At 50.0% G+C, this 16,037-nt stretch carries 11 protein-coding genes; 6 read left to right on the forward strand and 5 right to left on the reverse strand.

From position 1 onward, the window contains the following. Positions 1–14: 14 nt before the first annotated feature. Positions 15–1,670, reverse strand: a complete 1,656-nt coding sequence (locus tag H8L47_RS17135) for a ShlB/FhaC/HecB family hemolysin secretion/activation protein (protein ID WP_186954811.1) — start codon at positions 1,668–1,670, stop codon at positions 15–17. Positions 1,671–1,997: 327 nt separating this feature from the next. On the opposite strand from H8L47_RS17135, the gene H8L47_RS17140 reads away from it, so the two are divergent. After that, positions 1,998–2,345: a GFA family protein gene (locus H8L47_RS17140; RefSeq protein WP_186954812.1), complete on the forward strand. Its 348-nt coding sequence runs from the start codon at positions 1,998–2,000 to the stop codon at positions 2,343–2,345. Between the two features lie 37 nt (positions 2,346–2,382). Then, a complete protein-coding gene (locus H8L47_RS17145; protein WP_186954813.1) occupies positions 2,383–3,024 on the forward strand; it encodes a LysE family translocator in 642 nt (213 codons plus the stop codon). Between the two features lie 195 nt (positions 3,025–3,219). On the opposite strand, the gene H8L47_RS17150 is transcribed toward H8L47_RS17145, so the two are convergent. The 4 genes from H8L47_RS17150 to H8L47_RS17165 all read right to left on the reverse strand — a co-directional run bounded on the left by H8L47_RS17150 (position 3,220) and on the right by H8L47_RS17165 (position 9,123). Next, on the reverse strand, positions 3,220–5,994 hold the full coding sequence (locus H8L47_RS17150; protein ID WP_186954814.1) for a nitrate reductase: 2,775 nt from the start codon (positions 5,992–5,994) through the stop codon (positions 3,220–3,222). A gap of 55 nt (positions 5,995–6,049) precedes the next feature. Then, positions 6,050–6,394, reverse strand: a complete 345-nt coding sequence (nirD, locus tag H8L47_RS17155) for a nitrite reductase small subunit NirD (protein WP_186954815.1) — start codon at positions 6,392–6,394, stop codon at positions 6,050–6,052. A 24-nt stretch (positions 6,395–6,418) separates the two neighbouring features. Next, complete coding sequence (gene nirB / locus H8L47_RS17160; protein ID WP_186954816.1) at positions 6,419–8,848, reverse strand: nitrite reductase large subunit NirB; 2,430 nt, start codon at positions 8,846–8,848, stop codon at positions 6,419–6,421. 104 nt (positions 8,849–8,952) lie between these two features. Next, positions 8,953–9,123 (reverse strand): hypothetical protein, encoded by a 171-nt coding sequence (locus H8L47_RS17165; protein WP_186954817.1) that lies wholly within the window; start codon positions 9,121–9,123, stop codon positions 8,953–8,955. Between the two features lie 373 nt (positions 9,124–9,496). Between H8L47_RS17165 and H8L47_RS17170 the strand changes: the two genes are divergently transcribed. The 4 genes from H8L47_RS17170 to H8L47_RS17185 all read left to right on the forward strand — a co-directional run bounded on the left by H8L47_RS17170 (position 9,497) and on the right by H8L47_RS17185 (position 15,944). Then, positions 9,497–10,591, forward strand: a complete 1,095-nt coding sequence (locus H8L47_RS17170) for a histidine kinase (protein WP_186954818.1) — start codon at positions 9,497–9,499, stop codon at positions 10,589–10,591. A 7-nt stretch (positions 10,592–10,598) separates the two neighbouring features. Next, on the forward strand, positions 10,599–11,723 hold the full coding sequence (locus H8L47_RS17175; RefSeq protein WP_186954819.1) for a sensor histidine kinase: 1,125 nt from the start codon (positions 10,599–10,601) through the stop codon (positions 11,721–11,723). Positions 11,724–11,759: 36 nt separating this feature from the next. Next, positions 11,760–12,545, forward strand: a complete 786-nt coding sequence (locus H8L47_RS17180) for a LytR/AlgR family response regulator transcription factor (protein ID WP_186954820.1) — start codon at positions 11,760–11,762, stop codon at positions 12,543–12,545. 300 nt (positions 12,546–12,845) lie between these two features. Then, complete coding sequence (locus H8L47_RS17185; protein WP_186954821.1) at positions 12,846–15,944, forward strand: TonB-dependent receptor; 3,099 nt, start codon at positions 12,846–12,848, stop codon at positions 15,942–15,944. Positions 15,945–16,037 lie beyond the last annotated feature (93 nt).

The following is a 16,037-nucleotide window of genomic DNA, read 5'->3' on the forward strand; positions in this document are numbered from 1 at the left end:
CATATGCCGCACTCTCAAAATAAATGGTAAGTCAATTGAAAATGCAGACCATGGTCTTGCAAGTTGCCGCTGTTTTGCCCTGGCAGGCTGATGAGCTTCTTTGCCAGGAACATGTCAGCACTCCATTTTTGCCTGTGCCAGTTCAAGCCTGCGCCCACCGAAGCCAGTCTTTGGGCAGATTCATCCTTGTTGCTGGCACTGGCCATATCGGTAAACGCAATGAGCTTGAACTGCCCGGCATCTTGCCAGGCAGGCAAAGGATAATGGTATTCCATATTCACTAGCCAGGCGCGGTCGCGTACCACTGCATTTTCTCTATATCCACGAACAGTCGCTACCCCACCAAGAGAAAATCGCTCCAGCGGTAACAAGCGATCTGGCGTTTGCTGGGCGGATGCCCGCAAGACTATTTGCTGGCCTGACTTATCCAGGTTTTTCACATACTGTAGTTGCCCGGTCCAGATACGATAATGCCGAGCTGGTACTTGCGGGCCAGTTTCACGACTATCTATATTATTGCGACCAAAAGCAAAGACACTACGCATGGCCAGTGCCTGGGTTTCCCAACGCTCCGTCCACTCCTGGGAAAACCGTACTACCTTGATTTTTGAATAACCATCCGGCTCTCCAGGCGTGAAGGAAAATGCTTCGCCCAGCAAACTAGTCTGACTATCGCGCTGACTATACGTCAAGCCCAACTCGACTTTTCTTTGCAAGCGGTGGACCAGAGCCTGATTGACGCCCAGTTCATAGCCAGAACTGCTACTTTTAATATCCACTGCAGCCAGGGATTCACCAACCACTGAGGAACTGCCCTTGTCTATGCCCAGCTTGATGCTGGTGCCATGGCTGTTGACAGGCATGGTCCATCCCAGATGCACAGGATCAGCCCCTTCACTATGAGCCAGACTGGCGTCCAGGTAGTCACCATAGCCCGTCAAATTACGCACCCAGCCACTCACACCCAGCACTTGTGAACCTATGGAGGGCGCACGATAATTATTGGCGTACAGATTCATACCATATGCCTTGGCACGCACCACATCAATATCAAGTTTCGCCATGCCCGGCTGCTCACCAGGAATGACACGGCTATTGATTTTTTCAAACAGCGGGTCCGTCAGCAAGAGTTGAAAGCGCTGCTGCAAGATGGGCATATTGAAAGCTTCGTCTCCATTGATCAACCTCTGCTGCAAATAGGCTGGTCGCAATCTTCCTTCGCCCTTTATTCTGACCTCACTGATCCGCCCTTCTATCAAGCGAACTGGCACGATGCCCGATGGAAAAGGCTGCTCGCCCTCCGTCACCTGCAGCACGGCACCAGAGTTCAAATAGCCACGCTCGACATACAGGCGCGAGATACGGGTGCGCAAATCCTCTAGCTCGGCATAGCTGACGCGTTTGCCAATATACGCCTCAGTCATTTCCCGCAATTCGGCGCTGCTGATCACTGTATTGCCACTGAATTGAAATTCAGTGACCAGGACTTCCCTGCTCTTTACCTGTACTGCGGGCAAGCTAAACGTAGGCGATGCCACATCATTTGCCAAAACCAGACCTGGTTGCAGACATGCCAAAGCCACACAAGTAGCGATCAGGCCAGGGCGCAATGCATGGCCACCATTGCTTGCATGGTAATTTGCGGTCAAAGCCTGAAGAGTGAAGCACATGGAGGTGGATAAAAAAAATAGATGAGGCAAGCGTGCTGCAAACAAAGGGAGCAATGAAATAAGCACAGACCCGGCATGATAAGACCATTGTTAATTCATTACAACGATACCAAGGTATGGCTTACATTTGGACACACCTGAAACAGGCAGAAAAGGCTTTAGGGCAAGTTGGGATCGATATGCATGAAATTGTCATGGTGAAATGACCATGGCAGCGCCGTGCGTAGCAGAAAATTGTACCGGTACAGCTATGCGGCAGTCCTTTAAGATGCGCTTGAAACATCCTTCATGACAGGTATACAAATGCAAACAAACAGCACTCGCACCATGCAAACTTATCAAGGCAGCTGTCACTGTGGCGCTATAAGATTTGAAATTGCGACAGATTTCCCTGAGCTGACTATGTGTGACTGCTCGATCTGCCGCCGCAAGAATGCCTTGATGGTCAAGGTACATGAAAGTCATTTCAAACTGCTGGCGGGTGCAGAATCACTCAGCGAATATCAGTTCCATAGTCATACTGCCCATCATTACTTTTGCAAAACCTGTGGAATTTACCCTTTTCATCGCAAGCGTGTGACGCCGGATAATTTTGGTATCAATGTGCATTGCCTGGACAATTTTGATCCTGCCGGTATTCCTGTGCGCCAGGCAACAGGAGCAAAAATGCAATAAGCCAAACACAATTTTTTTATCACGCCCGGAATCAAACATGCAAACCCAGACCCTGCTTGCTTTCACTACGATAGCCGGACTATCCATCCTCAGCCCTGGTCCGGCCATCCTGTTATCCCTGAAGAATGGTGCCAGCTATGGCACCCGCTCTGTCATGTGGTCAGCCCTGGGCAATATCAGTGGCATCTTTTGCCTGTCAACGACAGCCTTCCTGGGTTTGGGAGCCTTGCTGAATTCATCTGCCTTTCTGTTTGCGTCCGTCAAGATCATGGGCGCGTTGTATCTGTTTTATATCGGTGCCAAACAATTATTTGGAAAGAATGGCGCATTGGCGCAAGAGGCATCCCCGAATGCCCTGAGAGAGCAACCCAGCAAAAAGAAACTATTTGGTGAAGCTTTTCTGACGGCGTCTACCAATCCCAAGGCACTGATGTTTTTTACCGCCCTGTTCCCGCATTTCATCAATGCCAATGAAGCACTGGCACCGCAGTTTTTCATCCTCATGAGTATTTTCATGGCAATGTCTTACCTGACCCACCTGATGTATGCCCAACTGGCAGCGCGTGCCATGCACGTCCTGGTCAAGCCACGTTTTGTGAAATGGATAAACCGGATAGTCGGCGCAGCCTTTATCTCATTTGGAGCGATGCTACTGAATTTGCGCAGGCAAACTGCCTAAGGACTCAGTCAGATAAAATTTTCGCCAAGAAGTCGCTCAAGGAGTCTTCCTGATAATTGCCAAAAACTGTTCTTTCGGCATAACCGAGGCGGAAATACAAGCCTAGCGCCTCGGGTTACCGTATTACTGTGGACTGTAACAGTGAAAATCGGAGTGCCTGCCTGCGGCCTGTGCCGCTGGGTCTATTTTTTCTTTTCATGCTGTTAGTGAATTTTTTTCCTGCATATTTAAGCCGATCATTTTCTTCAGTTCCGGTACACAGGAACCACAATTCGTTCCGCATTTGAGTTTACCCTGCAAGTCAGTCAGGATATCGGCAGCCAAACCATCCATGACACCAAGCGCCTTATTAATTTCGGTATCAGTGACATTCAAGCAGCTGCAAACCACTTTGCCACGTGCGGCAAAGCCCTGCGGTGCCGTGGAACTGGGCATAAGCAAGAGACGGCCCAGCCTGGCGACCGGCTCCTGTGCCTGCAGGAAGTCCTTGAGCCAGGCCTCAGCAGACACATCGCCAGCCAGCGCAACAGCAGCCAGGCCACCTTCTTTCACCAGAATATGACGCGAAACACTGCGACGCTTATCGTCATAGCGCAAGACATCTGTACCCTTTATACCAAACAGTTGCTCGATTTTTTCAAGAATGTCAATTGCTACCGCTTCTTCATTGCCAGCGCGGAAGATCATGCCCACTTTGTCGCGGCCAAATGGCGTGCATGATGCATAGGCAAACTCGCGCATATAAGGGCGCAAGGCAGTTTGGATGGTATAAGCCTCCTCACTGTCGAGCCAGGCGAATGCCACAAAACGCCATGGCAATTCTGCCTTCAAAATCTTGACAGCGGCAGCTTTCAGCTCTGGCTGTTTTGAGCTGGGATCTATCGCTGGTGATGTCAGGGCATTCACCCCATAGCTGGCATTTTGCGCGTGACCACGACCAGATACATATTCCTCGCCCCAGTGCATGGCGATGAAGACCTGACCTGCTCGCTGCTCATCACTTTCAACTACCGGTAAAATGACAGTACCGCGACGGCTGCTGACATGTACCAGGTCGCCCGCTTTGAGGAAGCGCCTTTGCATGTCCGTGGCTTCCATGCAGATGCCGGGTTCAGCCACATGAGCAAACAACTGTGCCACAGTCCCCGTGCGGCTCATGCCATGCCATTGATCACGCAAGCGGCCGGTATTCAGGGAGAATGGATAGCGTGCATCAACTGCGTCCTTGACCGGTTGGTACACGGTATTGATGAAACGTGCGCGACCATTGGCTGTGGGGAAGATGCCATCTTCATACAGACGTTGTTTGCCAGTGCTGGCACCGGCAGGGTAAGGCCATTGCTGCGGCCCCTGCTGCTCGAGTATGCCGTAAGACAAACCAGTGATATCCAGGTCACGGCCACCGGTGCTGTCGCGGTGTTCATTCCATACCTGTTCATCGCTATCGTACTTGAAGTTTGCTGGCGACTTACCCAGCAAGGGGGCCAGTGCCTGCGCAAACTGGCTGGCGATTTGCCAGTCATGTTTTGCTTCACCGGGCGCAGGTATGGCGGGGCGCACACGGGATATGCGGCGCTCAGAATTGGTGACGGTGCCCGTCTTCTCAGCCCAGGTGCTGGCTGGCAAAAGGATGTCTGCATACGGCACGGTGGCCGTACTTGTATACGCTTCCTGCACGATCACCAGATCGGCTTTTAGGAGAGCTTCGCGTATCAGGTTTTGCTCAGGCATGGATTGTGCAGGATTGGTGCAGACTATCCAGATGATCTTGATCTCACCCTGCCGGACTGTTTCAAACATTTCCACTGCGGTTTTGCCAGGTGTTGCAGGTACGTCATCTAACCCCCAGTAGGCAGCAATTTCTGCCCTATGTTCAGCATTGCCAAGGTCGCGATGACCCGACATCAGGTTGGCCATGCCACCGACTTCACGCCCGCCCATGGCGTTTGGCTGCCCGGTCAGGGAAAACGGCCCGGCACCCGGCTTGCCGATTTGGTGGGTAGCCAGATGCAAATTGATCAGCGCCGCATTTTTTGCAGTACCGGCAGATGATTGATTGAGCCCCTGGCAATACAGCGACAGGCTGGCTTTGGATTGCCCAAACCAGCGCGCCGCCTGTACCAGGTCAGCTTCCTTGATGCCACAGGTCTTGGCCACGGCTGCAGGCGTGTAGTCACGCACGGTTTGCTTGAGTTCTGCAAACCCCTCGGTATGTTCCTGGATATAGTCCAGATCGATCAAGTCTTCCCACAGGCACAGATGCAACATGCCATTGAAAAGGGCAACATCGGTGCCAGGCAAGATAGGCAGGAACAGATCTGCTTCACGCGCGGTATCAGTACGGCGCGGATCGGCAACAATCACTTTCAAGGCAGGATTTTTTTCCCTGGCCTGTTCCAATCGGCGATATAAAACCGGATGTGCATAGGCCGTGTTGGACCCGACAATAAAAATGACTTCTGCCAGATCTATATCTTCATAACATGCGGGCGGCGCATCAGCGCCCAGGGTCTGCTTATAGCCAGCCACCGCACTGGACATGCACAGACGCGAGTTGCTATCGATATTATTGGTGCCGATCAAACCTTTGGCAAGTTTGTTGAAGACGTAATAATCTTCGGTCAGCAATTGACCAGAAATATAAAATGCCACACTGTCCGGGCCATGTGCCTTGATGGTGTCAGCAAACTTGCCCGCCATGCTGGCGATGACGGTATCCCAGCCACTGCGCTGGCGCGATACTTCACGTCCGGCGAATGGATCGCGCATTTCTGGATAAAGTGCCCTGACCTGCTGCTGTATTTTCGCATCAGCCGACAGATGTAAGGTACTGCCCTTGCTGCACAGACGGCCAAAATTGGCTGGGTGATCCGGGTCACCACGTACCCCTGTAACCTGCCCGCCTTCGCTTTCAATTACTACACCGCAACCAACGCCGCAATAACAACAGGTAGATTTGGTTTCAGTCATACATGCCTTTAAGTGCACGCTGCATCACTATACTTAGTGATGCAGCGTATTTTTTCTATGCTTCTACTGCCAGTGTCGATAATTCATTCGCATCCAGATAGACCTGATCTTCTTCCACTTTCAAGCTGAATTTTTGGGTACAGCCCTCATCTGGAGAAATTGCACAACCCGTGGGTAACTCTATATTCCAGTTATGCAAGGGGCAGGCCACTCTTTCGCCAAAGACGATGCCTTGTGATAAAGGGCCTCCTTTGTGCGGGCATTTATCCAGCAGGGCGAAGACCTTGTTTTCTGTATTCCTGAAGATAGCCACATCCGGCTTGGCTGCACGTGCAACCACGCGTGCGCCCAATACGGGGATATCATCAACGCGACAAATAACTTGCCATTCCTGACTCATGTTTTTTCCTCTCAAATAATGGCTTTATGCTGGCAAGCGTTCAAACTGGCGGGTGTCGACCTGCGCTTTTTCTGGTTCATGCCATGGATCAGATTCACCTTCCAGCGCAAACAGCAGATGCTGATACAGGTCTTTGCGACGACCATGGTCTTCCAGGATAATCTTCTTCACATAATCAAGACCGACGCGGGCGAGGTAATGCACAGTGCGTTCCAGATACCATCCTTCTTCCCTATATAACTGCAGGAACGCACCGGTGTATTCCATGACCTCTTCATGGGTTTTCAGTTTGACCAGGAATTGTGCGACTTCGGTTTTGATACCGCCATTGCCGCCGACATAAATTTCCCAGCCAGAATCAACACCAATCACACCAACGTCTTTGATACCTGCCTCTGCGCAATTTCGCGGGCAACCGGACACGGCCAGTTTGACCTTGTGCGGCGCATACATGCGTGCCAGCTCACGTTCCAGTTGTTGCCCCATGAGGGTGGAATTTTGCGTACCGAAACGGCACCATTCACTGCCCACACAAGTTTTCACGGTACGCAGACCCTTGGCATAAGCCAGGCCGGATGGCATGCCCAGATCTTGCCAAACAGCGCGCAAGTCTTCTTTCTTCACGCCCAGCAAATCAATACGCTGACCACCAGTGACCTTGACTGTCGGTATCTTGAATTTTTCGACGACATCGGCAATCCTGCGCAATTCGCTGGCATTGGTCTCGCCGCCCCACATACGCGGGATGACGGAGTACGTACCATCTTTCTGTATATTCGCATGGGAACGCTCATTGATGAAGCGTGATTGTGGATCATCCTTGGCTTCACGTGGCCATGTAGAAATCAGATAATAATTGATGGCCGGGCGGCAGCTGGAGCAACCGTTAGGTGTGCGCCATTCCATGAATTCCTGTACACCTGATACTGTCAACAGCTTGTTGGCCTTGATGGCATCACGCACTTGCTGATGGCTATGATCAGTACAAGCGCACATGGGTTTGACTTTAGAGGCAGTCGAATAATCACCACCCGCAGTGAACATGATGATCTGCTCTACCAAGCCAGTACAGGAGCCGCAAGATGCCGATGCCTTGGTATGCTTGCGCACATCATCCAGCGTGAACAGGCCTTTTTCCTTAATGGCCTTGACGATGGTGCCCTTGCAGACCCCATTACAGCCACAGACCTCGGCCTCGTCCGGCATGGCGGCAGCCTTGGTGTGGCCTTCATGGCCGACGTCACCAGTGTTTGATTCACCAAACATCAGGGAATCGCGGATTTCAGAAATATTCTTGCCTTCGCGCAGCAGTTTGAAATACCAGCTGCCATCGACGGTATCGCCATACAGGCAGGCACCGATGAGCTTGTCGTCTTTCACCACCAGCTTCTTGTAGACGCCACCTATGGGATCGGACAAGATAATTTCTTCAGTGTCTTTGCCGCCCATGAATTCACCAGCAGAAAACAGATCGATACCTGTCACTTTCAGTTTGGTGGAGGTGACTGAACCCTGGTAACGGCCTATGCCAAAATTCGCCAGGTGATTGGCGCAAACCTTGGCCATTTCAAACAAAGGTGCAACCAGACCATACACTGTACCGCGATGATTGACGCATTCGCCGACAGAGTAAATGCGCGGGTCATAGGTCTGCATGGTGTCATTGACAGTAATGCCGCGATTGCAGTACAGGCCAGCAGATTCAGCCAGCGCAGTATTGGGGCGTATGCCAACTGCCATGACGATCAGTTGCGCAGGGATTTCCAGTCCATCTGTAAAGCGTATGGATTTCACATGACCAGCATCATCTCCAATGATGGCTTCGGTATTTTTTTCAAGCAGGAAGTTCAGGCCCCGGTCTTCAAGCGATTTTTGCAGCATCTTGCCAGCAACGGGATCAAGCTGACGCTCCATCAACCAGCCAGGCAAATGCACGACAGAGACGCTCATGCCGCGCATTTTCAAGCCATTGGCGGCTTCCAGGCCCAGCAGTCCACCACCAATAACGACAGCATGCGTGTGCTTTTCGGCTGCGTCTATCATGGCATTGGTGTCATGAATATCACGGTAGGCAATCACGCCCTTGAGGTCCTTGCCAGGCACAGGCAGCATGAAAGGTGTGGAGCCTGTCGCCAGCAACAGACGGTCGTATTCGGTCTGGGTACCATCTTCGGCGATCACCAGGCGACGCGCCCTTTCTATCTTGACGATTTTCTTGCCCAGGTGCAGCGTGATATTATTTTCTTCATACCAGTCCACATCATTAAGCATGATGTCTTTGATGGTTTGCTCGCCTGCCAATACAGGTGATAGCAGAATGCGGTTGTAATTGGCATAAGGTTCTGCACCAAATACGGTAATATCATACAGGTCGGGGGCGATCTTGATTAATTCTTCCAGGGTACGCACACCTGCCATACCATTCCCTACCATCACTAGCTTGAGTTTCTTCATGGCTGCTCCTTTGCTTGTCTCCCCAGACTCTAAGCAAGAGCAATGCCAGTTCAATTTTCCGAGAGGGCAGTGCACCCTGTTTTTATCAACTTGCACCAATTTGACTAAGCATAAATATGGTTTTCGCTATAAAAAACTAACAATTCTCCAGGTGGCAACGAGGCCGATGCCACTTCTTGAAGCAAGCCCGCAAAATCCTCACTACCGTCATACAAAATCCAGCCATTCTGGTGCATTACGTCATTGAAACCAGATAACGCACGTTTTTCGCGCATGAAAGATAGCCGGCCGAATGAGCAGTAGTACGCTTATATCCTCTGGATATCTCCCCCGGATCGAAGAAACTACCTGTATTGCCTGTCAACCTGGCAGTCTGGCAGTCTGGCAGTCTTGCCAATTATCGCCAATGTGCTGATGTTGTTGATGTTGCAGATACCGATAGCAGGCCAGGCCCCATTTCATCCCGGCTTTTACCAGATTGATCCCTACTTGCTGGGATACACTGTGAATTTGTGCAATAGTCAGCAACACCTCTATGGAACTGGCAAATCATTCCTGCTTTATGAATTGCAGATATGCCACGCATAAAGCAAAATAAGCGTCGAGCCAGACGACCCGGATGACCATGCATTACATCTTGCACTATCCATGATGCCCCAAAAAAAATGGAAACTTCCTGACTGGAAGCATTTTCTCTTCATCCTGCTGGCATGGATGCTGGTTATTTTCTTCTTCAGCCTTGCCGAATATGTAGATTCTATTAAAGCAAGTAAACCTGCCGCGTTTAGTACTTTGTTGAAGTTCAGTGCGATGTCATTCTTAAGTTACATCCTGCTGAGTACCACCCTTCTGATCATCTTCGAAAATTTGCCCAGCCGCTGGCTGACTGCAACACATTTATTGATCATCTACGTGCTGATGATAGGCATCTTTCTGCCGCTGGAAGTTTGCTATGAAATTAGCACCAATTATCATTTTGCAAGAAAAAAAACTCCTCCATCTGTTTTGCAGATGTTGACAAACATGGCTGCCATGGGGTGGTGGTTATTGGGTTTTCAAGCCAGTGTTGCTTATTTCATGCAAGTTGCGGCTACTCTCTGGCAGCGCAGCCGGGAACAAGCCAGGCGTACCCAGGAATTACGTCAAAAAAATCTGATGCTGCGCCTGTCTCTGATGGAGTGTCAACTTGAACCTTATTTCCTGCTCAGCTCGCTAGACGGCATAGGAAATCTTATCCGGGTAGCAGAGCGCAGTCTTGCGACCACGGCCCTGGCCCGCCTTAGTGATTTACTGCGCTATGTCCTGCGCTTTAGCGGGGATGAAAAACCATCAATGGCTGACGAATTAGGTTTTGCAAAAGCCTACCTGAGTTTGCAAGAATTACGCCATGGCCAGTATCTGCAAGTCAAATGGACATTATCTGAGTATCACTGGTGCACCGTTTCTTGCCCTCCTTTATTGCTACATGCAATACTGGACCTGGCCCTGCATTGGTCAGTCATGTTTCAACAGAAAAACCATCTCTTGCAAGCGAACCTGAGGCAAAATGCCGGCATGATTCTGTTTCACGTCAGCCTCGCACTGGAGACTGCAATAGCAGAACCCGATATGACACAAATCGCCGCTATCAGGGAGAGGTTGGATATCCTGTATGCAGGTATGGCCAGTCTTGAGATGACGCAAAATAATGCGCAAATCGATCTCAGTATGTGCATTCCGGCTGGGGAGTATCAGGATGGATAAGCAGCCCATGCGTATCATCACAAACTCTGTACGGAAAATCCACGGTGATAAGCCTGGCAACAAGGCCATTTACCTTACTTTGGCATTTACATTGTTGATCTGGTTATTGATTGCCAGCCTGCATTGCCTGGCTTTTTACAAAGACACATTGCGTACCCGCCCAGATGCGAAGATGTCTTTTGAGTACATCACCATACTGCCTGGATATATTCTATTGGCTGCAATCAGCTGCGGCTTCGCCATCGCGTTCTCAACAAAAAATGAGAACTGGCCGAGCAGCAAAGACATGCTGCTTTCAGCATGCCTGACTATAGTACTGGGGCTTCCGGTACTGTCTGGCCTTGCGGTTTTCATGGATACAACACTCAATCATCCTGCCTACACCATGCAAGCAGCCCTCAGCAAGCGCCCTGGCTTTTTCTACTTCACCGATGCCGCTTTGTTACTGTTCTCCTATCTGATGCAAGCCGCCTATGCATTCTGGCTAAAAAGTCAGGCAGAAAATCTGGCCTATATTCAGCAAAACAATGAGAGTCTGGCATTGCGACTGCGCCTTTTGCAGGGTCAGCTAAAACCCCACTTTTTGTTCAATGCACTCAATAGTATCAGCGCACTTGTCAGAACCGCAGACCGGCAACTGGCATCCAGCGCACTGGAAAAACTCAGTGAGCTGTTGCGCTACGTGGTTCATTCAGGAAAACATGAATGGCTCAGTGTCGCCGACGAAATCGCGTTTACCAAAGCCTACCTCGATATGCAAATGCTACGCTATGGTGAGCGAGCCAGTATGAGCTGGAATATGGCAAATGAAGCCTGGCAAGACCTGGCCTGCCCACCTTTACTATTTCAACCACTAGTGGAAAATGCCATACACCACGGAGTAGAACAAAATCATGAAATTTGCCACCTGCAAATTGAACTTGCCAGAAAAAACGATATGCTGGAATTTCGCATCAGCAACCCACTGTTCAAACAGACATGCAACAAGAAAGGTCACGGACTGGGTTTATCTGCTAGCCGGGACAGGCTTGCCATTCTTTATGGATCACGGGCAACACTAAAAACCACGGCAGCAACAGATAGCTATACAGCGATACTGGAATTTCCTTTGCTTCTTTTAAAGCATGCATGAAACATACAAACTGAACCTTTTGTCTTCATTACAAACATGAGCCTCAAAAAAGTCCTACTGGTTGACGATGAATTGCCAGCACTCGTCAACATGCAATATGTCTTGACAGGTAATCCTGACTGGCAATTGGTCGGTAGTTGCTATTCGACTGCCCTCGCCAGGGAATTCATGCAAAAAACGCATGTAGACTTGATATTGCTGGATATAGAAATGCCGGACCAGAATGGTCTGGATTTTGCGCGTGAACTATGCAACTTGCCAGATGCACCGTTGATCGTCTTCATTACGGCCTACGACCAGCATGCTGTCAGCGCTTTCGATGTATTTGCACTCGATTACCTGCTTAAGCCTTTTGATGATGAAAGATTCAATCTCATGTTGCAAAGGGCCTTGCAGCTATTGCATCTGAAACAAAAAGCCTTGAACTCATCAGCAGTACAGGATTATCTGCAGGACAGGGCTGCGTTTGAAGCTGGCAAGCCCAGCCCGGAATTACAACAACTCATCATCAAGTCCATTGGTAACACCGAGCGCGTCAATCTTGATGAAGTAATCTGGCTCGGCACCGCTGCCAATTATGTAGAAATCCACCTGCGCAATCGGGTCGTCTTGCACCGAGCCACCATTACCGCCATGGAAACACGCCTGCCAGCACATCAATTCATACGTCTGCACAGAACCGCTATTGTGCGTTGTGAAGCAATTGTCAATTTAAAAGTACATGCTGATGGCAGCCATCATGTTCATCTGAGCAACGGTGATGAAGTCAGAGTCAGTGAAAGTTATCTGAAAAATCTGAAGAAGTTATTTACGCCGAGCTAAAAAACGAAGCGCGCAAAAAACAACGAATCCCCCTGCTTCATCCCTGCCCCATCCCGTTTCATCAAGCACAAATTTTCCCCATCACCTGGCAATTCCTATTCATCCCTAGTCGATAGTTGGCGCATTTTATTCATGGCAAAGTCTCTTTCATACCGACTTGCCACTTGAATTTTTGATGCTCCAGGTTCAGGCATGCGCTTGGGCACTTCCCCAACTCAGTGTAGTTAAAGACCACGGGAAGGCAGCAAGCACCATCGGGACAGCCCCTTTCGCTTTCAATGAAAACCATTAGGAATTTACATGCAAAAACGAAATCATGTATTTAAAAAGAAACTGGTCGCTCACGCGCTGACACTGGCTTTTGGCGCAGGCGTACTGGCAATGGCCTATGCCCCGCCTGTGCACGCTCAATCGAATGCTGCTGGCACTGTATATGGCAAGGTCAACGCTGGGTCGGCCACAACAGTCGTGTTGAAGAATACTGAAACCAATCTGACTCGCAGCGCGACGATAGATGTCACAGGCAAATTTCAAGCCACCGCACTCCCCATAGGCAATTACCGCGTCAGTCTGATGAAGGACAATGTGACATTGTCGACACTGGAAGTCGAGGTGCTCGCCGGTCAAGGTGTGGAAGCCGCATTTAATGCCGATACATCTGGCATACAAACCGTCACTGTAGCGACCACGCGCAAACGCATTGATGTCAGCAATGCCAGCAATGGCGCGACTTTTACAGCCAAGGAACTGGATAAACTGCCTATCGCCAGGAACATCAACTCCATCATACAACTGGCACCCAACACCACCCGCAGCGACCCCACCTATGCAGGCGGTGCTGCATTCGCTGGTGGTGGTGCGTCGGAAAATGCCTACTACATCAATGGTATGGTGGTCACCAATCCCTTGACGCAACTGGGTGCCTCAGAATTGCCCTTTGGCGCAATTTCACAGGCACAGGTATTGGTGGGTGGCTTTGGCGCAGAATTTGGCCGCTCGGTAGGCGGCATCGTCAACATCACCACCAGAAGCGGCACCAATAATTGGGAGACTGGTGTCTCGCTCAATACTACCCCGAACTCCTTGCGATCGAAGCGACTTGATTATTACTATCCGAACATAGGTGCCAGCAATACCAAGGCCACTGATGGTACTTTGCGCCTGCGTCGCGAAGACAATGTCTTCAATGAAACACAAATCGGTGCCTATCTCGGTGGCCCCATTATCAAAGACAAGTTGTTCATGTTCATCGCCGCTGAAGGTACGCGTTCTGACAATGGCCAGGTCAACCTGGGCAGGACTTCACTGACCCTCAATGAAAATGGCTGGAGAGAACAAAAGAATGAGATCAATCGCTTTTATGGCAAACTGGACTGGAACATCAACGATGATCATCGCCTGGAATTAACCGCCATCGGTGACAAGACCAAGCATGATAACAACTATTATTCTTATGACTATGCCACCCGTGCACGCGGTAATGTCGTCAAGTCTTCTGAACATATAGAACTTGATCCAGATGCGAATACAGGCGACAACGGTGCCGATGTCCTGAGCCTGCGCTATGTTGGCAACATCACTGATAATTTGACCTTAACAGCCATGTATGGGCAAAGCAAGGCCAAGCATGTCTACCAACCAACAGGATACAATTCCAATCTGTTCGCTGTGTCGGCAGATGCCAATAACCGTGCTCCAGGCTTAAACTACAACTCCTCACAAGCTTATAGTGGCAACCTGAATTTTGACGGTTCAACAGATAGTATCAAATCTATGCGGCTTGATCTGGAATACAAACTGGGCAAGCACCTGATCCGTGCTGGCGTGGACAATAATTCGGCCGACTCCGTCAATGCAGGTGTCTATAGTGCGGGGGGCGGCACCTGGACCTATTTGCGCACGACCACACCAAACGCGCCGATAGATGTCACTGGCGGTGTTGTCCCTGCACTGGCCCAATATGGAGGACTGGCAGCGCAAGGTTACTACGTCCAAAAAGGCTTGTACTCTACCGTGTCCAATGCCTACACCGAGCAATCTGCCCAGTACATTGAAGACAAGTACCAGATCAACAAGGATGTGTTGCTGACCTTTGGTTTGCGCAATGAGCAATTTGCCAATTTGAATCAGGACAGGGTCAAATTTGTCGAAATGAAAAACCAGCTTGCGCCACGATTTAGTGCAGCCTGGGATGTCAATGGCGATTCTACATTCAAAGTGTTTGGCAGTGCCGGCCGTTACGCCGTACAAATGCCATCTGTGGTCGCTCTGCGCCAGTCTAACGGTTCGCTCAATACCAATCAGTATTTCACGTATACCAATACAGACTCAAATGGCTTGCCTACTGGCCTGGTTCCTGTCACTGGAGCCTTGTCAGGTAATAGTGAATTTGGCCAGGCCAAAGATCCCAAGACGATTGCTGCAACCAATCTCAAACCCATGTTTCAGGATGAACTGACGCTGGGTTTTGAAAAAGCCTATTCGCAAAATCTGAACTTCGGTGCCAAAGTGACTTACCGTAGCTTGCGCTCCACGATAGATGACCTCAGCGACCCGCGCGTGTTTGAAGACTGGGCAAACCGTAATCATGTACCTATTGGTGACACATGGAATTTCTCTGGTGCAGCCTTCAATCCGGGCGAAGACAATGATTTCCTGATTGATTTCAAAGGTGGTAAGGGTTACTCACAAGTACACTTGAGCGCCGCAGAAATTGGCATACCTAAAGTTAAACGTATCTACAAGGCACTGGATCTGTTTGCCGAACACCCTTACCGCAATGGCTGGTATGGCAAACTCAATTACACCTGGGCACGTAGCGAAGGCAATACGGAAGGCCAGACCCTGTCAGATACAGCAACAGGCCAGGCAGATGTGGCAACGACGCAAACCTGGGATTACAAGGAATTGATGTACCACGCCAATGGTAGATTGCCAAATGATCGTACTCATCAGATCAAAGCCTTTGGTTATTATGATCTGACACCAGAACTGACGATAGGTGGGAACTTGCTAATCGCGGCTGGTCGCCCCACCAATTGCAAAGGTACGCTACCCAACCCGGACCCGCGCGCAGTCAATTTTGGTATCAACTACAACTCAGCACACTTTTACTGCTTTGGTGCGACGCCCAAGGACAATGTGCCATCTCCCCGCGGTTCAGCCGGCAATCTCGAATGGGACAGGCGCCTGGATCTGAATCTGACCTATAAACCTCAACAAGTCAAAGGTCTGATTTTGAAGATGGATATCTTCAATGTCTTCAATGCACAAACTGTACAAAAGGTAGAAGAACGCTGGAACAACCGCAATGTCTTGCTCAATACCTACGGGCAAGTCCTGAGTTTGACTGCACCACGCAGTATCCGTCTGGGGGCTGAATACAACTACAAGTTCTAACCGTCTTTTTCTCAATTCTCTCTTTGCGCCTTTGCAGCCATACTGCTTCAGCATAAGTGGTATGCCACTGCAAAACTTTACACGCCCGGTTCG

It is taken from the genome of Undibacterium umbellatum (genome assembly GCF_014284125.1).
GTDB lineage: Bacteria > Pseudomonadota > Gammaproteobacteria > Burkholderiales > Burkholderiaceae_D > Undibacterium > Undibacterium umbellatum.